The 25771-nt window shown below is 63.6% G+C and carries 28 protein-coding genes and 1 pseudogene; 13 read left to right on the plus strand and 16 right to left on the minus strand.

The genetic code is table 11. The annotated features are described in order from the left end of the window. The first annotated feature begins 188 nt into the window (after positions 1 to 188). From mscL to AB0N65_RS19420, 6 genes are all read left to right on the plus strand, one after another. Positions 189 to 650, plus strand: a complete 462-nt coding sequence (gene mscL / locus AB0N65_RS19395) for a large conductance mechanosensitive channel protein MscL (protein ID WP_364165484.1) — start codon at positions 189 to 191, stop codon at positions 648 to 650. A gap of 490 nt (positions 651 to 1140) precedes the next feature. Then, positions 1141 to 2481 (plus strand): MFS transporter, encoded by a 1341-nt coding sequence (locus AB0N65_RS19400; RefSeq protein WP_364165487.1) that lies wholly within the window; start codon positions 1141 to 1143, stop codon positions 2479 to 2481. Positions 2482 to 2580: 99 nt separating this feature from the next. Continuing rightward, positions 2581 to 3267 carry a GntR family transcriptional regulator gene (locus AB0N65_RS19405; protein ID WP_364165490.1) on the plus strand — a complete coding sequence of 229 codons (687 nt, stop codon included), beginning with the start codon at positions 2581 to 2583 and terminating at the stop codon, positions 3265 to 3267. Further along, entirely contained in the window at positions 3264 to 4079 is an 816-nt protein-coding gene (locus tag AB0N65_RS19410; protein WP_364165492.1) for an aspartate/glutamate racemase family protein, read from the plus strand. Before AB0N65_RS19405 ends, AB0N65_RS19410 begins: the two co-directional genes overlap by 4 nt. Before the next feature lie 20 nt (positions 4080 to 4099). After that, positions 4100 to 5530: an amidohydrolase family protein gene (locus AB0N65_RS19415; protein ID WP_364165494.1), complete on the plus strand. Its 1431-nt coding sequence runs from the start codon at positions 4100 to 4102 to the stop codon at positions 5528 to 5530. Positions 5531 to 5539: 9 nt separating this feature from the next. Beyond that, complete coding sequence (locus tag AB0N65_RS19420; protein WP_364165497.1) at positions 5540 to 6268, plus strand: Asp/Glu racemase; 729 nt, start codon at positions 5540 to 5542, stop codon at positions 6266 to 6268. Between the two features lie 60 nt (positions 6269 to 6328). Here the strand turns inward: AB0N65_RS19420 and AB0N65_RS19425 are convergent, their stop codons facing one another. The 4 genes from AB0N65_RS19425 to AB0N65_RS19440 all read right to left on the minus strand — a co-directional run bounded on the left by AB0N65_RS19425 (position 6329) and on the right by AB0N65_RS19440 (position 9935). Then, a complete protein-coding gene (locus AB0N65_RS19425) occupies positions 6329 to 6676 on the minus strand; it encodes a hypothetical protein (RefSeq protein ID WP_364165499.1) in 348 nt (115 codons plus the stop codon). A gap of 360 nt (positions 6677 to 7036) precedes the next feature. After that, positions 7037 to 8410 carry an NAD(P)(+) transhydrogenase (Re/Si-specific) subunit beta gene (locus AB0N65_RS19430; RefSeq protein WP_364165502.1) on the minus strand — a complete coding sequence of 458 codons (1374 nt, stop codon included), beginning with the start codon at positions 8408 to 8410 and terminating at the stop codon, positions 7037 to 7039. After that, positions 8407 to 8754, minus strand: a complete 348-nt coding sequence (locus AB0N65_RS19435) for an NAD(P) transhydrogenase subunit alpha (protein ID WP_364165504.1) — start codon at positions 8752 to 8754, stop codon at positions 8407 to 8409. The genes AB0N65_RS19430 and AB0N65_RS19435 overlap by 4 nt, the downstream gene beginning before the upstream one ends. Further along, positions 8754 to 9935: a Re/Si-specific NAD(P)(+) transhydrogenase subunit alpha gene (locus tag AB0N65_RS19440; protein WP_364165507.1), complete on the minus strand. Its 1182-nt coding sequence runs from the start codon at positions 9933 to 9935 to the stop codon at positions 8754 to 8756. The genes AB0N65_RS19435 and AB0N65_RS19440 overlap by 1 nt, the downstream gene beginning before the upstream one ends. A gap of 187 nt (positions 9936 to 10122) precedes the next feature. Between AB0N65_RS19440 and AB0N65_RS19445 the strand changes: the two genes are divergently transcribed. Together AB0N65_RS19445 and AB0N65_RS19450 are read left to right on the plus strand one after the other, a co-directional pair. After that, complete coding sequence (locus AB0N65_RS19445; RefSeq protein WP_364165509.1) at positions 10123 to 10734, plus strand: NADPH-dependent FMN reductase; 612 nt, start codon at positions 10123 to 10125, stop codon at positions 10732 to 10734. A 96-nt stretch (positions 10735 to 10830) separates the two neighbouring features. Beyond that, positions 10831 to 11229 (plus strand): hypothetical protein, encoded by a 399-nt coding sequence (locus AB0N65_RS19450; protein ID WP_364165512.1) that lies wholly within the window; start codon positions 10831 to 10833, stop codon positions 11227 to 11229. Here AB0N65_RS19450 and AB0N65_RS19455 read toward each other — a convergent pair. Further along, a complete protein-coding gene (locus AB0N65_RS19455; protein ID WP_364165515.1) occupies positions 11226 to 11930 on the minus strand; it encodes an HAD family hydrolase in 705 nt (234 codons plus the stop codon). The genes AB0N65_RS19450 and AB0N65_RS19455 overlap by 4 nt on opposite strands. A gap of 103 nt (positions 11931 to 12033) precedes the next feature. On the opposite strand from AB0N65_RS19455, the gene AB0N65_RS19460 reads away from it, so the two are divergent. Further along, positions 12034 to 12675, plus strand: a complete 642-nt coding sequence (locus AB0N65_RS19460) for an NAD(P)-binding domain-containing protein (RefSeq protein ID WP_364165518.1) — start codon at positions 12034 to 12036, stop codon at positions 12673 to 12675. 149 nt (positions 12676 to 12824) lie between these two features. Next, positions 12825 to 13607 carry a VOC family protein gene (locus AB0N65_RS19465; RefSeq protein WP_364165520.1) on the plus strand — a complete coding sequence of 261 codons (783 nt, stop codon included), beginning with the start codon at positions 12825 to 12827 and terminating at the stop codon, positions 13605 to 13607. Here the strand turns inward: AB0N65_RS19465 and AB0N65_RS19470 are convergent. From AB0N65_RS19470 to AB0N65_RS19510, 9 genes are all read right to left on the minus strand, one after another. Beyond that, the gene (locus tag AB0N65_RS19470) at positions 13604 to 14488 is read right to left on the minus strand and encodes a PaaX family transcriptional regulator C-terminal domain-containing protein (protein ID WP_364165522.1); all 885 of its coding nucleotides are present in this window, start codon (positions 14486 to 14488) and stop codon (positions 13604 to 13606) included. The two genes, AB0N65_RS19465 and AB0N65_RS19470, sit on opposite strands and share 4 nt — an antisense overlap. Before the next feature lie 142 nt (positions 14489 to 14630). Continuing rightward, on the minus strand, positions 14631 to 15011 hold the full coding sequence (locus AB0N65_RS19475; RefSeq protein WP_364165525.1) for a hypothetical protein: 381 nt from the start codon (positions 15009 to 15011) through the stop codon (positions 14631 to 14633). Between the two features lie 102 nt (positions 15012 to 15113). Then, positions 15114 to 15578, minus strand: a complete 465-nt coding sequence (locus tag AB0N65_RS19480; RefSeq protein WP_364165528.1) for a thioesterase family protein — start codon at positions 15576 to 15578, stop codon at positions 15114 to 15116. A 7-nt stretch (positions 15579 to 15585) separates the two neighbouring features. Next, complete coding sequence (locus AB0N65_RS19485) at positions 15586 to 16944, minus strand: aromatic acid/H+ symport family MFS transporter (protein WP_364165531.1); 1359 nt, start codon at positions 16942 to 16944, stop codon at positions 15586 to 15588. 2 nt (positions 16945 to 16946) lie between these two features. Continuing rightward, positions 16947 to 19337: a bifunctional salicylyl-CoA 5-hydroxylase/oxidoreductase gene (locus AB0N65_RS19490; RefSeq protein ID WP_364165534.1), complete on the minus strand. Its 2391-nt coding sequence runs from the start codon at positions 19335 to 19337 to the stop codon at positions 16947 to 16949. Positions 19338 to 19350: 13 nt separating this feature from the next. Next, positions 19351 to 21018, minus strand: coding sequence for an AMP-binding protein (locus AB0N65_RS19495; RefSeq protein ID WP_364165537.1), 1668 nt, complete (start codon positions 21016 to 21018; stop codon positions 19351 to 19353). 46 nt (positions 21019 to 21064) lie between these two features. Beyond that, positions 21065 to 21931: an acyl-CoA thioesterase domain-containing protein gene (locus AB0N65_RS19500; RefSeq protein ID WP_364165540.1), complete on the minus strand. Its 867-nt coding sequence runs from the start codon at positions 21929 to 21931 to the stop codon at positions 21065 to 21067. 2 nt (positions 21932 to 21933) lie between these two features. Further along, positions 21934 to 22416, minus strand: coding sequence for a cupin domain-containing protein (locus AB0N65_RS19505; protein WP_364165543.1), 483 nt, complete (start codon positions 22414 to 22416; stop codon positions 21934 to 21936). Between the two features lie 21 nt (positions 22417 to 22437). Beyond that, on the minus strand, positions 22438 to 23274 hold the full coding sequence (locus AB0N65_RS19510; RefSeq protein WP_364165546.1) for a fumarylacetoacetate hydrolase family protein: 837 nt from the start codon (positions 23272 to 23274) through the stop codon (positions 22438 to 22440). Positions 23275 to 23408: 134 nt separating this feature from the next. Here AB0N65_RS19510 and AB0N65_RS19515 point away from each other — a divergent pair, with 134 nt between their 5' ends. The 3 genes from AB0N65_RS19515 to AB0N65_RS19525 all read left to right on the plus strand — a co-directional run bounded on the left by AB0N65_RS19515 (position 23409) and on the right by AB0N65_RS19525 (position 24699). Then, positions 23409 to 23807 carry a RidA family protein gene (locus AB0N65_RS19515; RefSeq protein WP_347108937.1) on the plus strand — a complete coding sequence of 133 codons (399 nt, stop codon included), beginning with the start codon at positions 23409 to 23411 and terminating at the stop codon, positions 23805 to 23807. A gap of 102 nt (positions 23808 to 23909) precedes the next feature. Next, positions 23910 to 24290, plus strand: a complete 381-nt coding sequence (locus AB0N65_RS19520) for a VOC family protein (protein WP_364165550.1) — start codon at positions 23910 to 23912, stop codon at positions 24288 to 24290. 64 nt (positions 24291 to 24354) lie between these two features. Continuing rightward, a complete protein-coding gene (locus tag AB0N65_RS19525) occupies positions 24355 to 24699 on the plus strand; it encodes a DUF1801 domain-containing protein (RefSeq protein ID WP_364165553.1) in 345 nt (114 codons plus the stop codon). Positions 24700 to 24775: 76 nt separating this feature from the next. On the opposite strand, the gene AB0N65_RS19530 is transcribed toward AB0N65_RS19525, so the two are convergent. Both AB0N65_RS19530 and AB0N65_RS19535 read right to left on the minus strand, forming a co-directional pair. Continuing rightward, positions 24776 to 25573: an IclR family transcriptional regulator C-terminal domain-containing protein gene (locus AB0N65_RS19530; protein WP_364165556.1), complete on the minus strand. Its 798-nt coding sequence runs from the start codon at positions 25571 to 25573 to the stop codon at positions 24776 to 24778. Positions 25574 to 25594: 21 nt separating this feature from the next. Further along, a pseudogene (locus AB0N65_RS19535) lies at positions 25595 to 25771 on the minus strand (3-oxoadipate CoA-transferase); the annotation flags it as partial.

Below are 25771 nucleotides of genomic sequence, written 5' to 3' on the forward strand. Positions count from 1 at the left end.
TCACCAAACACCCCCTCTCTCACCAACCGACGTCGGCACCTGGCCAGGTGCCGACGTCGCGGGGTTGCCATGGCGCCACCCCAGCTGAGCTTCCGGCGTGACCGGCAGTCGACACGCGTCCGACACCCGGGAGTGGTAGTTTGATCTCTGCTTGAGCCAGATACCGAACTCAGTCGGAGGACACTTCCATGTTTAAGGGATTCAAGGACTTCATACTTCGCGGCAACGTGATTGAGCTGGCAATTGCCGTCGTCATCGGCAGTGCCTTCACCGCGCTTGTTGCTGCCTTCACCACCAACATCATCAACCCGGTCATCGCCGCGGCCGGCGGCGTCAACGCCGACGGCCTGGGCTTCAGGATCTGGCAGGACAACCCGGCCACGTTTGTGAACTTCGGCGCTGTGGTTACTGCCCTGGTGACCTTCCTCATCACCGCCGCGGTGGTGTACTTCATCTTCGTTGCGCCCATGAACAAGATCAATTCCATGGTCAAGGACCGCCTTGCCACTGAGGAGCCGGAGGAAGAGCCGCTGCCGGCAGACACAGCGCTTCTCGCCGAGATCCGCGACCTCCTGAAGGAAGCCGCCGCAAGCAACCGTGGCTCGACACGGGACCTCGATTCGGACCTCGACTCAGATCCCATCCGCTAGGAAACAGCCCTCCGGCAAGCAGAGGTCCGCACCGACCTGGCCCAGCACCGGTTCGACTGAACCCGGCGTTCTCCCTGCGAGAATGCCGGGTTTTGCATTTAACTAACCACGGACGCACCCATGAAGCACTTTGGCATACATGTGGGGGCATGGCAGTAGGACCCTGCATGTCGGTATTCCAAAACCCCGCCCACCCCCTCAGCACCTTCAGGTAGACAGGCATGGGCGCGGATCTGCCAATCAGTCACAATCCGTCAACAGGATTTGTATACCAAATCTCTTGACAGTGCCCCGCGTCACACTTTACTTTGATTTTGGGATCCCAAAACGGGATCCCAAAAGATCCATCATCGGCTGCGGCCCTGTTCCATCGAAGGACAGGGACCGCAACAGTTGCCGCCGATAACGGGTCAGGCTGCTGCGGTATCCCGTCCGGCTCATCCCCCCAAAGACATCTCAATTCCCGTCGACTCCTACTGAAGGAGAAGCTGTGTCTACCGAAAACACCCAACTGGCAACCCAGGACACCGAGGAAAACCCCGCCAAGGATGGCGTGCAGCGACGCACGAACGTCCGTTGGAAACTCTTCCTCCTCTTGCTGGTCCTGGTGGCGGTCAACTACATCGACCGCGGCTCCATCTCCGTAGCCCTCCCCATCATCCAGAAAGAATTCAATCTCGCCCCGGAACTCGTGGGGCTCCTTTTATCGGCCTTCTTCTGGACGTACGCCCTCATGCAGATTCCCGTTGGCTGGCTGATCGACAAGTTCGGTCCCCGTAAGGTGGTCACCGCGTCCTGCGTCGGTTGGGGTGCGGCCACGGCTGCGTCCGGGCTTGCGGGCGGATTCCTCAGCATGTTCATCGCCCGCCTTGGTATCGGCGTCACCGAAGCCGGCGTCATGCCCGCAGGTGGCAAGCTCAACGCCATCTGGATGCACAAGAAGGAACGTGGCCGCGGTGCCACCATCCTCGACGCCGGAGCTCCCCTGGGAGCAGGCCTTGGTGGCATCATCATCACGTGGCTGATCGCCTCCACGGGCAGCTGGCGACTGTCCTTCATCATCGCTGGTGGTGCCACTGTCCTCATGGGCCTTGCCGTCTGGTGGTATATCCGCGACAACCCCCGCCAGCACAAGGGCGTTAACAATGCCGAGGCCGAGTACATTGAAGCCTCGCACGCCGAAGAGGACGCCGAAGCCGCCCGCGAAGGTGCCCAGGGCAAGCGCGCACTCCTCCCGTACCTGAAGTTCCGCTCGTTCTGGGCCATGTGCTTCGGCTGGCTCGGTTTCAACGGCGTGTTCTATGGCCTGCTCACATGGGGTCCGCTTTACCTGGCGCAAGCCAAGGGCTTTGACCTGAAGACCATCGGCTGGTCCACGTTCGTGATCTTCGGCGCGGGGTTCGTCGGCGAGATCCTTGGCGGTGCCATCGCGGACAAGTGGCGTGCTGCCGGGGCCTCCGCCAACAAGGTCATGCGGACCCTGCTCGGCGCCTCCAGCCTGGTGGTAGTCGGCGGACTCGTCGGCGTTACCGTGGTGCCTGACCCGATTACCGCCGTCGTACTTCTCTCGGCAGTCCTGTTCTTCCTCCGTTGGGTTGGTCTGTTCTGGTCCATTCCGTCCATTCTGGGCGGCCGCACCAACGCCGGCGTACTGGGCGGAGCGATGAACTTCAGCGGCAATATTGCCGGGTTCGTCACCCCGATTGTGGTAGGCCTGATTGTCGGGGCCACTGGCTCCTACACCTGGGCGCTGCTGTACTTTGTTGGATCCGCGGTGATCATGGGCATCTCCGTCCTGGCCCTGGATTACAACAAGCGACTCCCGGTCTAACTCGCCCTGACCGGGCCGGCCGGAGGGTCCTGAACCAACCGAAGGCCGGACGCCACCGGGCCGGGCGCAATGCCTCACTAACCACGGAATGGAGCTCACATGCTGACCGCAGAAGACACGAACAACACGGACCGCCCCCTCCGGGAGTCCGTGCGTGACACCCTCCGTTCCAGGATTTTCGAGGGGCATTACGCGCCCGGTACCCGGCTGGTGGAGCGTGACCTGGCCGCTGAGTTCAATGTCTCCCGCCTACCGATCCGTGAAGCACTCCGGATGTTGCGCCAGGAGGGACTCATCCGGGATCGCGCCTCCCGAGGTTCGGAAGTGAGTGGACTGAGCCCCAAGGACGTGGAGGACCTCTTCGACGTCCGGCAGTCCCTGGAAGTCCTCGCCTGCCGCCTCGCCGCCAAACGTGCCACCCCGGAAGATCTCAAAAACCTCGCCGGTCTCCTGGACGAGGCTGAGCGCTGCCTCGCCAAGGGCTCCGTCCTTGAAGCACACCGTGCCAACAGCGAATTTCACGATGCCATCACCCGCATCGCCAACAACGACTTTCTCCGCTCCGCACTCGAACCCCTCCAAGGCCGCATGCACTGGCTGTTCCGCCATGTCAGCGACCTCCCGGAACTCATCCGCGAACACCGCGAACTCTACGCAGCGATCGCCAGTGGTGACGCCGACCGCGCTGCCGCCCAATCGGCGTCGCACATTGGCAAGTACCGCGAGCAGTTCCCGCAGGATTCAAGCCCGGGCGGCCAACCACCCAAGACACGGAAGAAGCCATGAAACTCCTAGTCATCAACCCCAACATCAGTGACGACGTCACAGCCCTGATCGAGGCCGAAGCCCATCGTTCCGCGAGCGCGGACACCGATCTGATCGTCCGCACCGCCGGTCACGGCGTGGAGTACATCGAGACCCGCTTCGAGTCGCTGATCGCGGCTGGTGCTGTCGCGGAGTTGATCGCCGGATACGCACACGACGGCGGTACTCCCGGCGCGCGCGACGGTGCCGGTCCTGCTGTGGACGGCGTGGTTGTTGCCGCCTTTGGCGACCCCGGCATGCCCGCCCTGAAAGAACTCGTGGACGTGCCCGTCATCGGAATCACGGAGGCAGCACTCTGCGCCGCGGCGTTGCAGGGCCAACGTTTCTCCATCATCGCCATCTCGGACCGCATCCAAGCCTGGTACCGCGACTGCGTAGAGCGCTTCGGCTTCGGCGGGCGGCTCGCGTCCATCCGCTCCATCAACCAGTCCCTCAATTCCATCGGTTCCGTTCAGGCCGATTTCAAGGAAACCCTTTTGGCACTGAGCCGGCAGGCCGTCGCGGAGGACGGAGCCGACGTCGTCATTCTGGCAGGTGCGCCGCTCGCCGGTCTTGCACGCGAACTTGAAGGCCGGATTCCCGTCCCGGTGGTGGACGGCATCTCTGCCGGGATCCGCATGGCAGAGGCCGTGGTGGCGCTGAAGTCGGGTCCGCATCGCGGCGGCTCGTTCGCTCCCCCGCCCTTGAAGGTCCGCCGCGGACTGTCCGAAAACCTCGACGCCGCCCTGACCGTTGCGCAGTCGGCTCACTTGTCCGCCGCGCCCATCAACTAGCCAAGAAACGGAGGACAAAGATGTCCCGACTCCCTGACCTCGTGATCGCAAACGGCACGGTGGTAAATAGTTTCGGGCGGCAGGCCGCCCATGTGATCGTCGACGGCGGTCGCGTCGCCAGGCTGCTCGACGCTTCCGAACCCGTACCCGCGGCCGTTCGGACAGTGGATGCGGCGGGGATGCTCGTCATTCCAGGTGGCGTGGACGGACACTGCCACGTGGCGCAGGTGACCGGTCGTTTCCGCACCCTTGATGATTACGCCACCACGTCCACAGCCGCCCTCTGGGGTGGAACAACAACGATCATTGATTTCGGCATTCCCCGCGATGAGCAGGAAACCCCGCTCGACGCCGTGCTGAACAAGAAACGCCTGGCACATGAGTCCCGCTGCGATGTCGCCCTGCACGGCTCGGTGATCGCATGGGATGAGACTGTGCCCTGGCAACTCGAGCAGCTCGCCGCCGAGGGTGTGCGGTCCGTGAAGATGTACACCACCAACCGCGGCTCAACCATGGCCGACGGAGACACGATTCTGAAGGTCATGCGTGAGATGGTCCGGCTCGATGGGCTCACCTACATTCACGCCGAGCACGACCCCATCATCGCCGACTGCGTCGAACAGCATGCGGCGGACGGCCGGATCGGGATCGAGCATCTGCACCGCACCCGGCCCGAACTCGCGGAGGAGGTCTCCGTGAAGGAAACCCTCGCCATGGCGGAGTACACGGGCGCACCCGTTTATTTTGTGCATCAATCGACCCCGGGCGCCGTTGATCTGGTGACGCGAGCCCGCGGGCAAGGCCAGGAAGCCTACTCCGAGACGTGCCCGCACTACCTGACCTTGGACGACTCCGTCTACGGCTCAACTTTCCCGGAATGGTACGCGTGCTGCCCGCCGATGCGAAGCGCAGAGACTGTGGCAGCCCTGAAAGATCGGCTCGCTGCCGGGTCCATCCACACTGTCTCGTCCGATCATTCCTGCTACGACCTCTCACAGAAGCGCGGGCGCACGGATGACGTTCGTTTCATGCCGCACGGACTCCCCGGCGTCGAGACCCGCATGCCGGTGACATTCACGGCCCTGGTCACGGAGGCACGCGGTTCGGTGGAGGACTTCGTTGAGGTTTTCTCGGCTGGACCTGCCCGGATCAACGCCTTGCCCGGCAAGGGCGCAATCGTGGAGGGCTTCGATGCCGACCTCGTGATCTTCGATCCCGCCGCCCGGCGCGACGTCGACGGCGGCGCACTGCACATGGGGACTGACTTCTCGCCTTTCGAAGGGCAGACGCTGAACGGCTGGCCCGCCGTCGTCATCGCCGCCGGAAAGGTAGTCCTGGATGCTGAAGGTTTCCACGATCCCGGCCCCGTGGGCAGTTTCATCGCCCGGAAGGGCTTCAAGGAACATCGCGATGCCCTGTCCGCTTCCGTTTCCGTTTCCCACCCTGCCTAGGAGTTTTTCATGCCTTCGCTCAACCGCCCCACCCGCATCGGCATGATCGTGCCGTCGTCAAACACCTGTCTTGAGCCCCAGACCTACCGCATCCTCGGTGACCGACGGGATGTCACCATCCATTCGACGCGCATCCCTGTTACACGGATCGCCTTGGACGATTCATCGGATAAGCAATTCGACTCCTCCGTGATGCGTGCTGCCGCGGAACTCCTGGCCACCGCGAATGTGGATGTCATCGCGTGGAACGGGACCTCGGGCTCGTGGCTGGGATCTGCGCATGATCAGGCGATGGTCCGGGAAATCACCGAGGCCACCGGGATCCCCGCCACTACCTCCACCCTTGCGTACCTTTGCGCGTTTGCTGTGTTCGGGATCGAACGGATCGGCTTGTTCACGCCGTACACCCAGGACGTGAACGAGGCAGTCATTGCTTCGTACGTCCGTGAGGGAATCAAGACCATCGACCACCGGCATTTGGACCTCAGCGACAACGAGTCGTTCGCGCGGGTCACTGACGAGGAAATGTTGCCAGGATCCATCGAACTGGCCACCTCCCACCCGGATGCCCTGGTGTACCTGTGCACCAACCTCTACGGCGCAAACATCACGGCGGAGGTGGAGGCCCGCACCGGAGTACCCGTTCTCGATTCAGTGGCGGTCACCCTCTGGCACGCCCTGAAGCTTGCGGGCGCCCCAGTGCTGGACTCGAAGTGGGGCAGGCTGCTTGCTGGCTAACGAGCCAACCAGGAACAGCGGGGACTGCTCAGTCCACATCCAATTCAGGCCTCGTCGATTTCAGTCCTCGTCGATTCGCTCCAGGAGCTTCCCAAGGGCATCGCGGATGTCGTCGTAGTCGTTCTGGGCTGCGCGGCTTTCGGCTGAAATGACCCCGCAGCGATGGATCTTCTTGAAGTCGCCGATGGGAAATTTGTAGTGTCCTTTTTGATCGTCAGGGTGATCGTCATCCACTCCGAGGTACCACTTGGAATATTCGGCGTGACCGTGCTTGTCCAGGAACGCATTCTCCTGCTTGGTGGAGGGTGCGTGCTCGCTCCAGTCATCGCGGGTGTCCTTGACCGTCTTGCCATCGCTGATCAGGTGCTTGGCGTGGTCAAACGCTTTTTTGTTGAGTTTCACAGTCATGGCACAACCTCGCTTGTGTTTCGGCGGCTTTTGTTCAGGCAACCGGTACCGATCAGCTTAGGACGACGGCGGCTGGTCAGGAAGGGCGCGGAACCGGGCGTCCCGACCTTAAACTGGAGAGGCGGGTAACGGTCAAGACCCACCTGATCGCCCGCATCAGAACGGAGCCCGCCATGCTCAAGATGCTTCTGTGCAAACTGAACGTAGGCCACGATTGGCACGTAGAACACAACGACGACGGCGGCCGGTACAGGCGCTGCCGGCGTTGCGGGAAGTACGACCGGGACTACGACACGAGCGGCTTTATGCACTAGGGCCCCGGTATGTACCAGGGTCCCGACGCCAAAAGGTGCCGCCCGCTCACAACCCCTTGACAGCTCCCAACACCTTGGTGAGGGAGTCCTTTGCATCTCCGAACAGCAGCGTGGTCTGCGGTTCGTAGAGCAGCTCGTTCTCGATGCCGGCAAATCCCGGGCGCATGGACCGTTTGAGGAAGACCACCTGCCGGGCGTCCGCTACTTCCAGGATGGGCATACCGTAGATCGGCGAGCCGGAGGTGGTCTTGGCGGCAGGGTTCACGACATCGTTGGCCCCCACCACCAAGGCAACGTCGGCGGTCTTGAACTCCGAGTTGATGTCGCTCATCTCCTTCAGCGACTCATAGGGCACATTGGCCTCCGCGAGGAGGACGTTCATGTGCCCTGGCATACGTCCAGCCACGGGATGGATGGCGAAATCCACCTCGATCCCCCGCGACTCCAAGGCGAGCGCAAGCTCGGCGGCCGTATGCTGGCCCTGCGCAACGGCGAGGCCATAGCCGGGAACGATGATCACGCGCTGCGCGTAACCCAGCAGCACGGCAACGTCCTCGGCGCTCGAGGATCGCACCGGGCGCTCGCTGATCTCGGTGGAGCCCGCCGTTGAACCACCTTTGAAAGCGCCGAACATGATGCCTGCCACGCTACGTCCCATCGCAGCCGCCATGGCCCGCGTCAGGATGGTGCCCGAAGCGCCCACCAACGTTCCAGCCACGACGAGCAGCACGTTGCCCAGCACCAGTCCTGATGCCGCCACGGCCAGGCCCGTAAACGCGTTGAGGAGCGAGATCACGATCGGCACGTCTGCCCCACCCACGGGAAGGACCAGCAGGACACCGGCCACGAGCCCCAGCACCAACAGCACAAGAGCCAGGATGAGTGAGCCATCCAGAATCACCACCAGGCCCGCACCGACTGCGGCCAGCAGAACCACGGCCATCAACACAGGCAGGCCGGGAAAAATCACCGGGCGGGTGGTCATCAACCCTTGGAGTTTGGCGAACGTCACTCCGGAACCGGCAAACGACACGGCACCAACCAGGAGAGTGAAGACAATGGCGAGCCGAACCCAAGGATCAGCCGTGTGTGAGAGCTCCAGCAAAGCCACAAGAGCCGCCGCGCCACCACCAACCCCGTTGAACAGGGCCACGAGCTGCGGCATCTGCGTCATCTGGACCCGCCGGGCTACGGGTGCTGCCACGCCGGATCCCACAGCTATCGCGCCGAGGATCCAAGGAACGTTGTCCAGCTTCACGGACACAAAGACCGTGGCCACGGCCAGCAACGCACCGAACGCGCCAACGAGGTTTCCCCGGCGTGCCGTCTTGGGCGAACTCAGTCCTTTGAGCGCAAGGATGAAGCAGGCGGCTGCGGCGAGGTAGAGCAGTGCTGTCCAGGTGGGGTTGAGCAGGGTCACCGGCCACGCTCCTTGCCGGCGCGCTCGATAGCCGAAGCTCCCGTTGTGTCCACTGACGACGGCGGCCGTTGCCTTCCGCGGAACATCTCCAGCATGCGGTCGGTCACCACGAAGCCGCCCACGAGGTTCGCCGTGGCGAGGACGACGGCCAGCAGGGCAACGGCGAGTACCCATGGATCCGAGGCCTGGCCGGCGACGATGATGGCGCCCACCAGGATGATGCCGTGGATCGCGTTGGCTCCCGACATCAGGGGTGTGTGAAGCGTGCTGGACACTTTGGAGACCACTTCGAAGCCCACAAAGACTGCCAATACCGTGATTGTCAGCAAGCTCATGCCGTCCATCAGCGCGCTCCTTCGGATCCGGTGTGGGTACTTTCGCCGGCGAGCGCCGCGAGCGCTTCCGCAGTGGGCGCATGCCGCACTTCGCCGTCGTGCGTCAAACACGTGCCGGCCACGACTTCGTCCCCGAAGTCAGGCGCCACCGTTCCATCGCGGGTGATCAGCGCAATCAGGTTGGCCACGTTCTTCGCGAAGAGCCGGGACGCGTCGGCCGGCATGGCCGACGCCGGGTCCTTGATGCCCACAAGCGTGACGGACCCTTGGCCGTCGCCGGTAGGAATATGGATGTCCTGGCCTGGAATGCTTCCTTCCACGTTTCCCCCGGACTCCGCGGCAAGATCCACTACCACGGAGCCGGGCCGCATGCCTTGGACCATGTCCCGGGTCACCAGCATCGGGGCACGCCTTCCGGGAACAGCAGCCGTGGTAATCAAGACATCGGCCTGCGCTACATGCGGAGTCAACAGCGCCCGCTGCAGCGCTCCCCTGTCTGCGCTGAGTTCGCGTGCATACCCGCCGGACGCTTCCGCGGTTTCGAGGTCCAGCTTGATGAACGTTCCGCCCATGGAAGCAACCTCGTCGGCCGAAGCTGGACGGATGTCGTTGGCGGAGACCCGCGCGCCGAGCCGTTTGGCGGTTCCGATTGCCTGGAGTCCGGCCACGCCTGCGCCCAGCACCAGGACCCTTGCCGGTGGAATGGTCCCTGCGGCGGTCATGTAGAGCGGGAAAAACCTCGGCAGCCGGATGGCGGCTTCCAGGACACACCGGTAACCGGCCACAAGCGCCTGGGATGTCAGGGCATCGAGGGACTGTGCCCGCGAGATGCGCGGAACCAGTTCCAAGGCAAAGGACGTGATGCCGCCTGCGGCGAGCGCGCGCACCGTAGGCAACTCCGACGACGGCGACCCAAGGCCCACGGTGACCGAACCCCGGCGGAGGGCTCCCGCCGTCGAGGGGTCCATGGGACGTACGTGGCAATAAACGTCCACGCTGCCCAGCTCAAGGGACTGGACGACGGCGGCGCCGGCCTGCCGGTAGTCATCATCGCCGTGGCCGGATGCGACCCCCGCACCGGACTCGATTTCAACGTCAAGGCCAAGGGCAGTCAATTGCTTGACTGTTTCCGGCGTGGCCGCGACCCGGCGCTCGCCGTCGAGCGTCTCCCGTACTATCCCTGCTTTCACCCGCCACCCCTCTTCCGGAACTCCCCAGAACTCAGTTGGCATGAGTCTATGGCCGGCAAGGTCCCAGCGGGAGTAGGGGGCTGCGCTATGTGCACAACTCCATTAGGGTCGTTGGAAGCTGGGGGCAACCAGCCGCCACACCGTCGACGAGCCGGTTCCGGCCGTGCCGTCGGGAAGGAACGCCGCCATGGACACATTCAAGATCGGCTATTTCGTCGGTAGCCTCTCTAGTACCTCCATCAACCGGACCCTCTCCAAAGCGCTCATCAGCGTCGCGCCTCCGGAGCTCGAGTTCCATGAAATCGCCATCAAGGACCTGCCGCTGTACAGCTCCGACTACGACGCCGACTTCCCGCCCGCCGGCCGCACGCTGAAGGAGGCGATCGCCGACTCGGACGGCATCCTGTTTGTCTCTCCCGAATACAACCGCTCCATCCCGGGGGCTTTGAAGAACGCCATCGACTGGGGTTCGCGGCCGTGGGGGTCCAACTCCTTCGCGCGCAAACCCACCGGAATCGTCGGCGCCTCCCCGGGCGGCATCGGCACAGCAGTGATGCAGTCCTCCATGCGCAGCGTGCTGAGCTTCCTGGATGCGCCACAGCTGAACGCGCCTGAGGCTTACATCCGCTTCAACGCAGACGCTTACGACGACGACGGTTCAGTTAAGGACGAAGGCACCGCGAAGCTGCTGCGCCATTACATGGAGGAGTACAGCGCTTTTGTACAGCGCGTCCTTGCCGCGAACGCGCCGGGCCACATCGGCGACCAGGAACCTGACTCCGCCAAGCTCACACGCTAGCCGCCGCTGGCGTGGAACGCGCCCCCACCCAGCCCAATAGTCAGTATGCTTACGAGTATGAGGATTCACGAACACGCCCCTACCCCAGGAGAAACGATGCTTCGTAGATTAGCCCTGACCACCCTGACCTTGACCCTGTTCGCGGGGGCCTTGCTATCCACCGGGGCAGCAGCCAATGCGGCCGCCCCGACCCTCGCCACGCAGGGCAATGTTGCCACCACAACGCCCTCACCGTCACCAACGGACCCAGGCGGTTCGCCCACGAACACGGCCACCAACCCGGCACCGTCATCGGGCGCACCCACAACCCCCAACCCCGCCGGAAGCGGGCCCGCGAACCCTGGAACGGGCGAGTCGCAGCCCCAGGAACAAACACGCACGGACGTGACCCCCTGGATTCTGGCAGCGATTGCCGCGATCATCATCATCGCCCTGATTATCTGGGCGGCTCGCGGTCGCGGACGGAACAAGGAAGTCCGGGATGAACAGCTCTAGTCCGGCGTTCCTGCGGTAAGCCGGCCGATGGCGCTGCTCTCCAGCTTCTCCAGCAGGTGCCGTGGATTGTCATAGACCTCCGCGGCGCCTGCATCGCGCAGTTCCGCTTCACTGATCCCGCCGCAGGTAAGCCCGATGGTCGGCACGCCGATCGCCGCCGCGGCTTTCACGTCCCAGACGGCATCGCCAACAAAAACGACGTCGGCGGGCTCAAGCCCAAGCTTCCCAAGGCAGGCCAAGAGGATATCGGGGGCGGGCTTGCTTTCCTTGGCATCGTTGGAACTCGTCCACGCGTCAATGGACGTTCCGGCATCGAGCAGCCGGCGGCTGACATCAAGGTCGCGCTCCTGCGCCGATGACGCCAGACCCACAGCCAAGCCCGCGTCAGAGCAGGCAGCGAGGAGGTCTCGGGCGGAGTCGAAAGGCCGCAGTGATGGCCAGAACGTGGAGAACACCGCACCGTGGGCAGCCTTGAGTTGCTCCTGCATTTCGTCGGGGCAGTCCGGGACCAGATGCTGGATGAGCCTGTCGCCGCCCATCCCGACGCTGCGATGGATATCCGAAAGCTGGCGGTCCAACCCTTCGCGGCGGAACGCCTGCCACCAGGCAAGCGCATGGAAGTAACTGGAGTCAATCAGCGTTCCATCGACGTCAAAGAGGACGCCGCGTCTCTTGGGACCGCCGGTAGAAGAAGTGGACATTTAGTAAGACTACTTACTGTTGCTGCACTCCGAAAGTGCAGGCGCTCCGGACATATTACGTAACGCGGGAAATGCGCGTCTGCAACATGTGGTTGTGCCCACCATGACAACAATAGGAATCATCGGTGCAGGACATATCGGCAGCCAGGTCGCACGCAAGGCGGTGGAACTCGGCTACGACGTCGTCATCAGCAACTCACGGGGGCCGGAGACCCTCGCGGAACTCGTCGCAGAACTCGGGCCTCACGCCCGGGCCGCAACGCCGGGCGAGGCAGCAGCAGCAGGCGATTTCGCCGTCGTGACCGTTCCACTCAAGGCCTATCAGGACATCCCGGTGCAGCCGCTGGAAGGCAAGATCGTCATCGACACCAACAACTATTATTGGGAGCGTGACGGGCGCATTCCCGAACTGGACAAGGGGGAAGCGACCACGTCCGGCCTCCTTCAGAAGCACCTTCCCACATCCAAGGTTGCCAAGGGTTTTAACCACATCGCGGCCAAGGACATCACCACGGACGGCACCCCTGCCGGCACCGAAAACCGCCGCGCCCTCGCCACCGCCAGCGACTTCCCGGAAGCAGTTGAACTCGTTACGCGGCTGTACGACGAATTCGGCTTCGACACCGTCAACATCGGGCCGCTCGAGGACAGCTGGCGAGTGGAGCGCGACCGGCCCGCCTACGTAGTCCGGCAGAACGCCGTCGAACTTCGCGAGAACCTCACCAAAGCGACGCGCACCATATAGGACTTATATCCACGACGGCGGATGGGCGGTTGCGCTTATCCGCCGTCCCTGTGTTCGGGTGCTGTGAAAAGGACCCGAAAAGGCTGACATGAATCGGGGTGCGGCGGCACTGTATGGGTGCCCAATCCGTCACCACCCCAAGGAGACACATGTCAACGAGAATTTCGAGCTGGCCCGCAGGTACCCCCATGTGGGTTGACCTCGGCGTCGACGACCTTCCTGCCGCCAAGGCCTTCTATACCGAGCTGTTTGGCTGGGACTACACCTCCGGCGGCGAGGACGCGGGAGGCTACCTCCTTGCACACGTTGGTGGACGCGCCGTGGCCGGAATTGGTCCCAAGCAGGATCCGTCCATGCCCACTGTGTGGACCACCTTCCTTGCATCCGATGACGCCGATGCCACTGCCGAGAAGGTAAAAGCTGCCGGCGGCCAACTGCTGGCCCCGCCCTTCGACGTCATGGACTCGGGCCGGATGACCATAGCCGCAGACACAGTGGGAGCAGTCTTTGGCATCTGGCAGGCCGGAACCCACATCGGCGCGGAACGAGTGAATGAGCACGGGTCCCTGTGCTGGAATGAGCTCCACACCCGCGACTATGAGCCTGCCCAGGACTTTTATGCCGAAGTCTTCGGCTTCGACTACCAGGACATCGATGGGGAAGACATGGTCTACTCCACCTGCCTGCGGTCCGGGGATGGGCGGGAAGTAGCGGGAATCCACCACGACACGCAGCTTCCCGAAGGCGTGCCCAACTACTGGCTCACCTGGTTTGCCAGCGACGATGTTTCGCAGACCGCCGACGCCGCGGAACAACTGGGCGCAACCCTGTTGATGCCGGTCACCGATACCCCCTTTGGTCGCATGACGATCGTCCAGGGGCTGCAGGGAGACGTGTTCGGGGTCATCGCAGTGGCGCCATCCACCGATTAGGCCACCACAGGGTCCAACGCCTCGTTGATGACCTCATGCGCATACTCCGCGGCCAGCGGCGCGGCAAGCCGGTGCACCGCCTGGAAGGTCCTGCGCACCGCTGGACCATGCCAGTCCGGAGGCAGGTAATCCGTGGGAAGGTTCGGGTCCTTGTAGGGGAATCTGCGCCACATGGTGAGCATCGGAATGTAGTAGCGGAAGGCGTCGCGCCGCAGCTCTTCCGTTGAGTCGGCAAGGGCGGCATCGGGATCATCCCCGACGCGCTCGGCCCATTGCTGCTCCGCGCCCTGGTACAGCCCAAGGAACTCGGTGAACTGTTCGTCGAGTTCCTTGAGGTCCCACCATTCGCAAATCTTGGGCCGCATGGGGCCGTCAAAAACGTAGTCGCTGCGGAACAGGTCCACGAATTCGATCAGCCCGCTCGCTGACAGCCGTTCGCGAGCCTGCTCAAGCTTGTGGGCGGGTGCGATCCACACGCCTGACGCCACCGACCCGAAGCCCAATCCGGACAATGCCGAGCGCAACTGGTGGCGCCGGTTCCGCATCGACTCCGGCACCGAGAAAACGGCCAGCACCCACGTATCCACCGGCGCAGGCTGCTCGGGCGCGAAGATCCGCCGGTCACCTTCCCGGAACACATCACTGACGGATTCGGAGATCTTGTACTTGGCGATGCCGCCCTCACGGACGCTTTTCAGCACTCCCTTGGCCTTGAGCCGCGACACCGAGGACCGCACACCCGGCGCGTCATAGCCCAGCGTTCCAAGCATGGAAATCAGCGCTGAAACCGGTAGCGCGTCGCCTGCATTCCGGCCATAAAGACCGAAGATCGTGACCAGGAGCTGCTGGTGGCGAACGGGCGGTGCCGGGACGGCGAACATCGGACAATCCTCATTTCTGCGCCGCATCTCAGGCGCCAGTCATGTTCATCATAGGTGCGGGACGGTCCCGTTCCTTTGAAGATCACGACGGCGGCACTTGCCTTCGGGGGCACCGGCCAACCCGGGGCGGGGCGACCCGGCTTCAGCCCAGGGAGAGCAACAGGTAGAGAACCGCGAGGACCAACGCGACCGGCGTCATGACAAACCGCTCAGGCTTGCTCCGCGAAATCCCGTTCATGGCGACACCCACAGCGAAATAGGCCGTGAGCACCCACATGGATACCGACGTGAATGAATCGCTGATCAGCACAGGCACAAGATCGGCCTTCGCCAACGCCGTGTAGCCAAAGAGGACATACAGCACGATTGAAGTGGTGCTGCCGATCTTCAGCTTGCGCGGCAGGACCTCATGCTGGCCGCCCCACGCGAGTCGTCCCCACGGCGCCCCGGCTACCAACGCCACTTGGAAAGCGGTCAATCCGGCAAGAATGATGCACGCGAGGATCGCGCAGAGTTGCTCCACCGGCCAAGCGTACCCTCGGGGTCAGGCCGTACAGATGAACCCGAGGTGAACACCTCCCCCCGAGTTGGCATTTAATGACAGTGTTTGCGGCAAACATTGTCATCAAATGCCATCTCGCGCGTCCTTAAAGCCCTGGACTGCCCTGACCACGTGATCGGGCCAAGGCTCCGCAGTCGTGGTGCCATATGGAACGTGCACCGTGGTGACCGTCCCGAAAGCGGCCACGTTCCCGCCGTCGGAAGTGCCGCCGTCGGGCGTACCGCCGCCGGGGGTTTCCAGCGGGTGGCCGCGGACCTCGAACTCGAGAGTCAGCGACGTCCTGCCGAGCGCCTGCACCCTCACCGAAGCGGTGACGCGCTGGCCGAACCACAACTTGGCCTTGTAGTTGATCACTTGTTGAACCCGGGGGGCGCTCGGGAAGTAGTCCGGCAGCTCGAGCTTGCGGAAGAGCTCTGCCTCGGCAGCCTCAACCCAGCGGAGGATGGCGGAGTTGTGCTGGTGGCCGGAGGCGTCGGTGTCTACCCACTCCACCGTCCGCTCGACGCTTGCTGCCGGAAAACTGTCCACGATGCTCCTATTTCACGCCGACCGTGGCGTCCTGGTCATCCGGGTCGACTGCCGTCACCGGCACCTCCGGCTGCGGTTTCGGAATAAGCGCGACCGCGGCCGCCGCCACCACAGCGATGCCGGCGAAGATCGCGAAGTTGGCCTCGAACGGGAGCTTGGAGCCTGCGATCCATCCACCGATCAACGGTCCCGAGATGGCACCCAGGCGGGCGAAGCTGAGGGCCCAACCGGTGGCCGTGCCGCGAACCTTTGCCGGGTAGTAGTCGGCAATGTAGCCCGTGAGGACGAGCGAGGTGGAGATGGAACCGACCCCGGCGAAGGCCACGAACAGCAGGTTGATCACCATGGTGTTGGGGAAGACGAGGAGCATGATGCCCAGGCCGCCGAGGATGTAGAACACCACCAGGATGAGTTTCTTGCCGTACTTGTCGGCCGCGCGTCCCAGGAGCAAGCCCCCGATGGCCGAGGCGAGGCTGAAGACCAACAGGAAGGTCAGGGACGAACCGAGGTCGTAGCCGGCCTTCTTCATGATGCTCGGCAGCCAGGTGTTGAGGCCGTAGACGAGGACCAGGCCGCAGAACAGCGAGATCCAGAAAAACACCGTGGACCGCAAGTACTTGAGGGAGAACATGGTGGTGATGGTCTTCCACCACGGATCGGCAGCAACACCGGATGCGGCGGGAACCACAACCGCGGGTGCGTAGTGGGCGATCTTCAGCTTTGCGGCCAGCGCCTTCGCGTCGGAACGCCGGCCCTTGGACTCCAGGTATTCCAGCGATTCGGGCAGGAACTTCCAGATGACCGGGATCAGCACCACAGGCACTGCGCCGATGGCGATGACAGCCCGCCACCCGCCGAGGGGGAGCACGAACAGGGCTGCCAGCGCGGCCGCCACAATGCCCAGCGAGTAGCCGGAGTACATGAGGCCATAGTTGTAGGAGCGTTTGTTCGGCGCTGAATATTCGATGGTCAGGGCAGCAGCCACGGGAATGACGCCGCCCATGCCCAGTCCGCCAATCAAGCGGAAGAGGCCGAAGATTTCCGGCGTCGGCGCCCAGGCTGCTCCGGCCTGCGTCAGCGTGAAGATCGCCATGGAGGCCAGCAGCATCTTCTTCCGGCCGACCAAGTCACTCAGCGTGCCGATAAACAAGGCGCCAATAAGCATGCCGATCAAGGCATACGATCCCAAACCGCCCAGAGCAAGCGGCGAGAGGTTCCACTCCTTGTACTCTGCCAGGGCGGGCAGGACTGCGCCCAGGACCCCGACGTCATACCCCTCGGCGAGGATGGCGAGCCAGCAGCAGAACAGCACAACACCGGTGGTCTTCTTGGGGACGTTCCACGTGTTCACGGTTGCGACGGCCATGGCTACTTCACCAGAACCGATGCAGCGGCGGACGCGGGCGTCCAGCGGAGGTGGGTGGTGGCTTCTTCGGCTTCGGGTTCCTTGAGCAGGGACAACCGGGGGCGGACTGCGTCCGTGCGCGAGCTTGGGGGCTTCCGCCGGCCTGCCCGGAATTGCGGGATCCACTGGGCTCCGGGACCTTGGTATTCCTGCTCGGCGGCGGCGTGGAGGGTCCACTGGGGATCGTACAGGTGGGTCCGGCCCAAGGCGATGAGATCGGCGCGGCCTGCGAGGAGGATGGAGTTGACGTCGTCGTAGCTGGAAATGGCGCCGACGGCGATCACCGCCACGCCTGCCGGAGCGGCCACTTCCTGGCGGATGCGGTCAGCAAACGGCGTCTGATAGCTGCGTCCGAACGCGGGCTTCTCTTCCTTGGCTACCTGGCCAGTGGAGATGTCCAGTCCCGCAGCGCCGTGCGCAACAAACGCCTTGGCGATTTCCACGGAGTCGTCTGAGGTGTTGCCTCCCTCGATCCAGTCGGTCGCCGAGATGCGTACCGTCAAAGGCTTGCCGGCAGGCCAAGCCGCGCGGACGGCGTCGAACACTTCCAACGGGAACCGCAGGCGGTTCTCCAAGCTGCCGCCGTATTCGTCCGTGCGCTGGTTGGAGACCGGGGAGAGGAAGGAGGAGAGCAGGTAGCCGTGGGCTGCGTGGATCTCCAGCAGGTCGAAGCCCGCTTCCTCCGCCCGCCGCGTGGCGGCGACGAACTCGGCCTTGATGGCGTCCATGCCGGCGCGGTCCAGTTCCAGCGGAGTCTGGTTTTCGGGGCCATACGGCAGCGCGGAAGGTCCGACGGCGGTCCAGTTGCCGGAGTCCAGCGGCTGGTCGATGCCTTCCCACATGAGCTTGGTGGAGCCCTTGCGGCCGGAGTGTCCCAGCTGCGCGCCGATTTTCGCCGTGGAGCGGGCGTGGACGAAATCGACGATTTCCTTCCAGCTGTCGCGCTGTTCGTCTGTGTAGAGGCCGCTGCAACCCGGGGTGATCCGGCCCGTTTCGGAGACGCAGACCATCTCGGTCATGACCAGTCCGGCGCCGCCGAGGGCCTTGGAGCCGAGGTGGACCTTGTGGAAGTCTCCAGGGACGCCGTCCGTGGCGGAGTACATGTCCATCGGCGAGACGATAATGCGGTTCTTCAGCTCCAGTCCCCCGATGCTGAAGGGCTGAAACATGGCCGGGGCAACGTCAGTGAGCCCCTGCGAGGAGGCGAAGCTCCGGTCCACGGCGTCGGCGAATTCGGGATCGCGCAGGCGCAGGTTCTCCTGGGTAATGCGGCGGCTGCGGGTGAGCAGGTTGAACGCGAACTGGGTGGGGTCCTGGTCCTTGTACTGGCCGATCCGTTCGAACCATTCCAGGGAAGCCTGGGCCGCGCGCTGGGTGGAGGCGACCACGGGACGGCGTTCTGTTTCGTACGCTTCCAGTGCTTCCGCCACGCTGGCGTGCTCATGCAGGCAAGCGGCCAGGGCGAGGGAGTCTTCCATGGCCAGCTTGGTGCCCGAGCCGATGGAGAAGTGTGCCGTGTGCGCGGCATCGCCCACCAGGACCACGTTGCCCTTGCGCCAGCTCTGGTTGCGGACCGTGTTGAAGTTCAGCCACTTGGAGTTGTTGGACAGGACCTCGTAGCCGGCCAGTTCCTCGGCGAAGATGTCCCGGATCTTGGCGATCGCCTTCTCGTCGGAGACGCCGGGAGGGAAGACCTCGTTGGCGGTCTCATCGAACCCCGCTGCGTGCCACACATCCTCATGCATTTCCACGATGAACGTGGAGCCCTCATCCGAGTACGGGTAGCCGTGGATCTGCATGACGCCCCACTCGGTTTCCTTCACGAAGAACTTGAAGGCCTCGAACACCTGGTCCGTACCGAGCCACATGTACTTGTTGGTCCGCGGGTCCAGGTCCGGGCCGAACGCGTCGGCGTACTTGGCGCGGATCTGGGAGTTCACGCCGTCGGCGGCAAGGACCAGCTCGTAGTTGGCCTCGAGTTCTTCGATGGCAGGGGCCATGGTGCTGAAACGGACGTCAACGCCGAGTTCGATGCAGCGGCGCTGTAGGAGTTCCAGCAGTTCCTTGCGGCTCATCGCAGCGAAACCCTGGCCGCCGACGGTAATCATTTCTCCGCGGAAATGAATGTCGATGTCGGACCAGCGGGCGAACCTGCGGCTCATGTATTCCGCCACTACCGGGTCGGCGTTGCCGATGCCGCCCAGCGTCTCATCGGAAAAGACGACGCCGAAACCAAAAGTGTCGCTGGCAGCGTTGCGTTCCCAGAGCGTTATCTCGTGCGACGGGTCCAGCTGCTTCATCAGTGCTGCGAAGTACAGGCCGCCCGGGCCGCCTCCGACGATTGCGATTTTCATGGTGTTGCTCCTTCTACGCCTGGCCCTGGCCGGCGGCGGTAAGTTCCTGTGGTTGTGCTTCCTCGGCGAGGACACGGTCGCGAAGTTTGAAGTGCTGCAGCTTCCCGCTCGGGTTGCGCGGCAGTTCGGTGACGAAGCGGATATCGCGGGGATACTTGTACGGGGCGATGGTCTGCTTCACGAAGTCCTGGATTTCCTTGCGCTTGGCGGCGTCGCCGGTGACGCCGTCGCGAAGGACGATGAACGCGCAGACGATGCTGCCGCGCTCGGCATCCGGGATGCCGATGACCGCGTTCTCCACCACATCCGGGTGCTGGTCGATGGCCGCCTCAACCTCGGGACCGCCGATGTTGTAGCCGGAGGAGACGATCATGTTGTCCGAGCGGGCCTGGTACGTGAAGTAGCCGTCCTCGTCCATGGAGAACGTATCGCCGGTGACATTCCAGCCGTTCACCACGTAGTTCAACTGGCGTGGGTCGTCGAGGTAGCGGCAACCTGTTGGGCCGATGACCGCGAGGCGGCCGGACTGGCCTGGGCCGAGTTCCTTGCCCTCAGGGTCCAAAATCGTGGCGCGGAAGCCCGGCACGGCCTTCCCCGTGGTGCCGGGCTTGATGTCGTCGCCGGCCGCGGAGATAAACACGTGCAGCATTTCCGTCGCACCGATCCCGTTGACCAGGCGAAGCCCTGTGGCTTCACGGACCGCCTGCCAAGTCTCCTTGGACAAGTGCTCGCCCGCAGAAACTGCAACCCGAAGGCGACTCAGCAGTTCGCCGCGGTTCTCCTTGAGGATCGCGCGGTACGCAGTGGGAGCTGTGAACAGGACGGTTGCGCCAGCCTCAGCAGCCCGCTCGGCCAGCTCCACGGGTCCGGCCTTCTCAGTCAGCAGTGCGGACGCCCCGAACCGCAGCGGGAAGACCACCAGTCCACCCAAACCGAAGGTGAAGGCCAGCGGAGGAGACCCGGCGAACACGTCATCGGCCGTCGGTTCGAGGATGTAGCGGGCAAACGTGTCCGCGTTGGCCAGGATGTCCCGGTGGAAGTGCATGGTCACCTTGGGCACACCCGTGGTTCCGGACGTTGGACCCAACAAGGCAACATCATCGGAGGACGTGTCCACCGCCGTGAACTCCCCGCTCTTGCGCGAGCAGCGGGCGGTGAGGTCGCCGTCGTCGTGGGTTCCGTAGGTCAGGACAGTGACCTCATCACCGCCCGCGACCGCCAGCTCGTCCACGAAGCGGTGGTCCGAAATGGCAACCACAGGCTTGGTGAGCTGGATGATCGTGGAGACCTCGGTGGACCGGAGCATGGGCATGGTGGTCACCACCACGGCGCCGGCTTTGAGCACGCCGAGCCAGGCCGCAACGATCCACGGGTTGTTGGGACCACGCAGCAGCACACGGTTTCCGGGGACGACGCCGAGGTCTTCGGTGAGGACCTGGGCAACCTGGTTGGAGCGCGTTTGGAGCTCGCCGTACGTCCAGACAACGCCGTCGGGAGTGCGGAGGGCCGGGCGGTCGGCACCGTACCGGGCGACAGCGTCGTCGATCAGTACGGCTGCGGCGTTGAGCCGGTCCGGGTAGTTCAATTCGGGGAGGGTGAATTCGAGCGCCGGCCAGGTTTCGGCGGGCGGCAAGTGGTCGCGGGTGAACGTGTCCACATGGGCCGATGGCAACATGCTCATGGCCGTTCCTTTCAGTGGTGCGTCGTTGGTGCTGGGGATGGTGGGGTCAGGCGCGGATCATGCCTTCTTGGGCGACAGTGGCGAGGAGCCTTCCCTGCCGGTCGAAGAAACGGCCCATTGCGAGGCCGCGGTTGCTCTGGCCGGAGATGGCTTCCTGGGCGTAGAGCACCCAGTCATCCACGCGGCCGTCGCGGTGGAACCACATGGAGTGGTCAAGGCTTGCTGTGGCGAGTCCGGGTGTGGACCAAGTGAGGCCGTTCACCCGAAGGAGAGGTTCGAGGATGGTGTAGTCACACACGTAGGCGAGGGCCGTGCGCTGGAGGTTGGCGTCATCGGGGAGTGAGTCAAACGCTTTGATCCAGATGGCCTGTTGAGGTGCCGTCCCGCCTTCCAACTCGACATATACCGGTCCAGGAATATGCCGCATATCGAAACTACGGCCGGTTCCCCAATAGTCCGCCGCGGCGCCTTCGATGCCGGCCAGCACTTCGGCTGCGGAGCGCAGCGATTCAGGCTCGACGACGGCAGGCGCCTCAGGCTGGAAGTCCGGTCCGCTTTCGGGAACCTGAAACGAGCCCATCGCGGCATAGACGGGCTTGCCGTTCTGGAACCCCCGGACCGTGCGGGTGGAGTAGCCCCGCCCGTCCCGCAGCCGCTCCACTTCGTAGCGGACCGTGGAACCGATATCCACCGGACGCATGAAGTAGCTGTGCATCGAGTGGAGCTGCCGGTCAGCATCCACCGAGCGCATCATCGCTGCTGCGGCCTGGGCCACCATGTCTCCACCGTAAGCCTTGGGCCACGGAACGTACTGCGTGGTGGCCTCATACGCTTCGTCAAAGACCTGCGCCTTGGTGGCTGTGAGGTCAACGGCCTGGAGGAACGTCTCCGAGGTCAGGGTTCCCGTGATCATGGTTATGCCCGGCGGTAGTCGGCGAGGGTTTCGTCCGGGACGTCCTCGAGGTTGACCACGAGGTTTTCCGGGGTGCGGGCGGTCAGCCACACGAGCTCTTCCGTGACGGACATGTTCGCCTCGACGTGCGGCATGAACGGGGGCACGAAGACCCAGTCGCCGGCCTTCATGTCGATGAACTCGCTGTAGTTCTCGCCGAAATAGATCCGGCCATGGCCGCGGAGGACGTAGCCGCCGGTTTCTGCTTCACCGTGGTGGTGCGGAAGGGAACGGTAGCCGGGAGTGTTGGACACCTGGCCGAACCAGATCTTGGTTGCCGGGGTGTGCTGGATGCTGACTCCGGAGACTCGGACACAGTCACCGGACTGCATGGTGTTGGTGTCTTCTTCGCCCGCACGTGTGACGACGGGGACCACTTTGCCGTTGGGCTGGGCGTAGATGGAGTTGTCGCCTTCGAGGCGGTATTCGGTGGTGGCCTGGCTCATGGGTTTCTCCTTTGTGCTTCTTTACGCTTGGGCGGTTACTGATGCGTGGATCCGGAACTGGTTTTCCAGCCGACCGATGCCGTCGATTTCAGTGGTGAGGGTGTCGCCGTCCTGCAGGAAGCGCGGCGGGGTCATGCCCATGCCCACTCCCCCGGGTGTTCCCGTGAGGACGAGGTCTCCCGGGCGGAGGACGGTGAATTGCGAGATGTAGGACAGCAGTTGCGCCGGGCCGAACACGAGGGTGCGCGTGTTGCCGTCCTGGACGAGCTCGCCGTTGACGTAGCCGCGGACCTGGAATTCTTCGCCAGCCTCATCGGGAGTGACCATGGCGGGTCCCACGGGGGTAGTGGCGTCCCAGGCCTTGCCCTGGAACCACTGCAGCGTCCGGTTCTGCCAGTCCCTCATGGACACATCGTTGGCCACGGTGTACCCGGCGATACCCTCGCGGGCCTGGTGCTCGTCCGCTTGGTACAGCTCGGAACCAACCACGACAGCCAGCTCGGCCTCCCAGTCGACACGGGCACTGCCGCGTACCTCCACGGCGTCGTTGGCACCGATGAGGGTATCCGCGTACTTCGCGAAAAGCGTCGGGTATTCGGGAAGGTCACGGCCCATCTCCTGGATGTGGTCGCCGTAGTTCAAGCCGCAGCAGATCACCTTGCCGGCGTTGGGCAGCAGCGGTGCGAAGTCAGGGTTGCTGATGGCCTCTCCGTCTGCTGCTTCCGCAATGGCCCGCCAATTTTCGTGGCCAAGGAGTGCGCCAACGTCACTGGCCGGAAGCGCGAGGTAGGTGCCCTCGCCCGTGGCGAGTGCCGCCGTCGTACTTCCGCTGCCGGTTCGCAGAGTGGCAAGTTTCATTGCTGGTTCCCTTCGAGTTTCGATGTGTCGACTTTTTTACGATCGTCACATATGCTCAACGTAGCACGGCAGAAATGATCTGCACAGAGGCTTTTTCGAATTTCTTGCGATTGCCACAACCGAGGAGGAACAACATGGCGCACAAGACCATCAACCCGGAGTCACTGCCCAAGCCGTCAGGGTTCGCGCACGGCATGCTCGCCGGAAACACCGTGTTCCTGGGCGGACAGACGGCGTTGGATAAGGACATGAACATCGTTCCCGGCGGCATCGTGGAGCAGTTCACCCAGGCGTTCACCAACGTGCTCACCACTCTGCGCGAGGCCGGGGGACAGCCCGAGGACCTCGTCAACGTAACCATCTACCTCACGGACGTGGACGACTACATGGCCAACGGGCGCGAAATCGGACGCATCTGGCGCGAAATGGCCGGCTCGCAGTACCCCGCGATGGCGGGCATTGGCGTCACGCGATTGTGGCAAAAGGAAGCGATGATCGAAATCCAGGGCATCGCGGTGATTCCGGAGCGGTAAGAGCTGCGGCAGCTATTTCCGCAGCCGGAGTTCGGTTCCATAATTGCCCTGAGGGTGTCAGAACCCTGTCGCCCTCAAAGCTGGCGAACAAAGGGAACCATCATGCTAAAGGATCTGGAGATCATGTCCGTCCTCGCCGCGAAGGACATCAACCGGGCGAAGGACTTCTATCGTGACAAGCTGGGACTTGACCCTTCCGACTCCATGGAGGAGGGCAGCCTGTTGTACCGGTGCGGCAAGGGTACCGGCTTCCTGATTTATCAAACCGAGAACGCCGGTTCGGCCAAGAACACCCAGATGGGCTGGGAAACGGACAACCTGGAACGGGAGATGGAGGAACTGCGTAGCCGCGGCGTCGTCTTTGAGGACTACGATTTCCCAGGCCTGAAGACAGAGAACGGCGTGGCCACGAACGACTGGGGAAAGTCCGCCTGGTTCCTGGACAGCGAGGGCAACATCCTCAATCTATCGCAGCGCACGTAGCCTTCCGGCGCGTTCAACGGCGGTCCTGTACTCAAATTCCCGGCTGGTGGCGCACCATATCCCTATGGGAACCGTTACCGAGTATTTGGAGAACGTCAGCCCGGGTAACCGCGCGCTGTTGGAGCGGATTGTATCGATAGCCCGGGAACTCGCGCCCGACGCCGAAGAAGGCGTCAGTTACGGCATGCCCGCGTTGCTTGTGGACGGCAAGGGATTCCTCAGCGTGCAGGAGACGAAAAAGCACCTGGCCCTGTATCCGTTCAGCGGGCAGATCCTGCCGGAAATGTCCGAGGAGCTGGGCGGCTATTCATGGTCACCAGGCACGCTCCGGTTTTCTGCGGACAATCCCGTGCCGGACTCGCTCGTGCGACGGATCCTGGAGACGCGGTTGGCGGGGATCCGGAAGTAGGCTCCCTCCCCCCAACTGGGTCGCAGTTAAGCGCGTTTTGACCGCTGAAAACGCGCTCTGCTGCGACCTACTTGGGTCAGTGCTTGGCGGAGACGTCCTGGGAGATCGCATCCGCCGTAGCCACCACGGCCTTACGCACTGAGTCCAGATAGCCCTCGGGCTGCGCAGCGACCGCCTGGGCCTGCAAGGATACGTTGATCGCGGCAACCGTATCGCCGTTGTTGTGGTTGTGCACCGGCGCGGCGATAGACATCAGGCCCAGTTCCAGCTCTTGGTCCAGCAAGCACCAGCCCTGTTTCCGGACAAGCTCGACGGCGGCCCTTAAGTCGGCTGCGCTGGCGACGGTTCGCGGGGTGAGGGCTTTCAGTTCGGCCTTCGCCAGGTAGGCCTCAAGCTTGGCCGGGGGCAGGCCGGCAAGCAACACCCGGCCCATCGACGTGGCGTACGCGGGGAAACGGGTGCCCACCGTGATGCCGACGTTCATGATGCGCTTGGTGGCCACGCGTGCCACGTAGAAAATGTCCTGCCCGTCCAAGACAGCTGCGGACGTTGACTCCCCGAGTTTCAGGCTTAATTCTTCAAGGTGGGGCTGGGCGAGCTGCGGCAGGGACAAGGCCGAAAGGTACGAGTAACCCAGTTGCAGCACCTTGGCCGTCAGCGCGAACGTCTTGCCATCGGTACGGACATAGCCGAGCTCAACGAGTGTGTGCAGGAAGCGCCGGGCCGTGGCGCGAGTCAGGTCCGTACGGGCTGCGACTTCGCTGAGGGTCATCACCGGGTTGTTCGCGTCGAACGCCCGGATCACGGCAAGACCCCGGGCCAACGACTGCACGTACTGGTCGCTGGCCTGCGGGGTCACTGCGGAGTCGGTCATGGTTACCAATCGTAGTTGGCGTTACTCTGCCTTTTTCAGGGGTAGGGGTACGAGCTCCTGGATTTCCTCGAACGTGCAGCCGAACGTTTCCCGCACGGTGACGCCGTCGGGGCCGGTGAGGAACACTGCTTTATCGGTGTAGACGCGGGTGACGCAGCCGACGCCCGTGAGCGGGTAGGTGCACTGTTCCACGAGCTT

This window comes from Paenarthrobacter sp. NPDC089322, from assembly GCF_040684895.1.
GTDB lineage: Bacteria > Actinomycetota > Actinomycetes > Actinomycetales > Micrococcaceae > Arthrobacter.

What these genes read in the sequence shown, in the direction of transcription:
- mscL (WP_364165484.1), top strand. Translation starts at nt 189, where the DNA reads ATGTTTAAGGGATTCAAGGACTTCATACTTCGCGGCAACGTGATTGAG.
- AB0N65_RS19405 (WP_364165490.1), top strand. Translation starts at nt 2,581, where the DNA reads ATGCTGACCGCAGAAGACACGAACAACACGGACCGCCCCCTCCGGGAG.
- AB0N65_RS19410 (WP_364165492.1), top strand. Translation starts at nt 3,264, where the DNA reads ATGAAACTCCTAGTCATCAACCCCAACATCAGTGACGACGTCACAGCC.
- AB0N65_RS19415 (WP_364165494.1), top strand. Translation starts at nt 4,100, where the DNA reads ATGTCCCGACTCCCTGACCTCGTGATCGCAAACGGCACGGTGGTAAAT.
- AB0N65_RS19420 (WP_364165497.1), top strand. Translation starts at nt 5,540, where the DNA reads ATGCCTTCGCTCAACCGCCCCACCCGCATCGGCATGATCGTGCCGTCG.
- AB0N65_RS19425 (WP_364165499.1), bottom strand. Translation starts at nt 6,676, where the DNA reads ATGACTGTGAAACTCAACAAAAAAGCGTTTGACCACGCCAAGCACCTG.
- AB0N65_RS19435 (WP_364165504.1), bottom strand. Translation starts at nt 8,754, where the DNA reads ATGGACGGCATGAGCTTGCTGACAATCACGGTATTGGCAGTCTTTGTG.
- AB0N65_RS19445 (WP_364165509.1), top strand. Translation starts at nt 10,123, where the DNA reads ATGGACACATTCAAGATCGGCTATTTCGTCGGTAGCCTCTCTAGTACC.
- AB0N65_RS19450 (WP_364165512.1), top strand. Translation starts at nt 10,831, where the DNA reads ATGCTTCGTAGATTAGCCCTGACCACCCTGACCTTGACCCTGTTCGCG.
- AB0N65_RS19455 (WP_364165515.1), bottom strand. Translation starts at nt 11,930, where the DNA reads ATGTCCACTTCTTCTACCGGCGGTCCCAAGAGACGCGGCGTCCTCTTT.
- AB0N65_RS19460 (WP_364165518.1), top strand. Translation starts at nt 12,034, where the DNA reads ATGACAACAATAGGAATCATCGGTGCAGGACATATCGGCAGCCAGGTC.
- AB0N65_RS19465 (WP_364165520.1), top strand. Translation starts at nt 12,825, where the DNA reads ATGTCAACGAGAATTTCGAGCTGGCCCGCAGGTACCCCCATGTGGGTT.
- AB0N65_RS19470 (WP_364165522.1), bottom strand. Translation starts at nt 14,488, where the DNA reads ATGTTCGCCGTCCCGGCACCGCCCGTTCGCCACCAGCAGCTCCTGGTC.
- AB0N65_RS19485 (WP_364165531.1), bottom strand. Translation starts at nt 16,944, where the DNA reads ATGGCCGTCGCAACCGTGAACACGTGGAACGTCCCCAAGAAGACCACC.
- AB0N65_RS19490 (WP_364165534.1), bottom strand. Translation starts at nt 19,337, where the DNA reads ATGAAAATCGCAATCGTCGGAGGCGGCCCGGGCGGCCTGTACTTCGCA.
- AB0N65_RS19495 (WP_364165537.1), bottom strand. Translation starts at nt 21,018, where the DNA reads ATGAGCATGTTGCCATCGGCCCATGTGGACACGTTCACCCGCGACCAC.
- AB0N65_RS19500 (WP_364165540.1), bottom strand. Translation starts at nt 21,931, where the DNA reads ATGATCACGGGAACCCTGACCTCGGAGACGTTCCTCCAGGCCGTTGAC.
- AB0N65_RS19505 (WP_364165543.1), bottom strand. Translation starts at nt 22,416, where the DNA reads ATGAGCCAGGCCACCACCGAATACCGCCTCGAAGGCGACAACTCCATC.
- AB0N65_RS19510 (WP_364165546.1), bottom strand. Translation starts at nt 23,274, where the DNA reads ATGAAACTTGCCACTCTGCGAACCGGCAGCGGAAGTACGACGGCGGCA.
- AB0N65_RS19515 (WP_347108937.1), top strand. Translation starts at nt 23,409, where the DNA reads ATGGCGCACAAGACCATCAACCCGGAGTCACTGCCCAAGCCGTCAGGG.
- AB0N65_RS19520 (WP_364165550.1), top strand. Translation starts at nt 23,910, where the DNA reads ATGCTAAAGGATCTGGAGATCATGTCCGTCCTCGCCGCGAAGGACATC.
- AB0N65_RS19525 (WP_364165553.1), top strand. Translation starts at nt 24,355, where the DNA reads ATGGGAACCGTTACCGAGTATTTGGAGAACGTCAGCCCGGGTAACCGC.
- AB0N65_RS19530 (WP_364165556.1), bottom strand. Translation starts at nt 25,573, where the DNA reads ATGACCGACTCCGCAGTGACCCCGCAGGCCAGCGACCAGTACGTGCAG.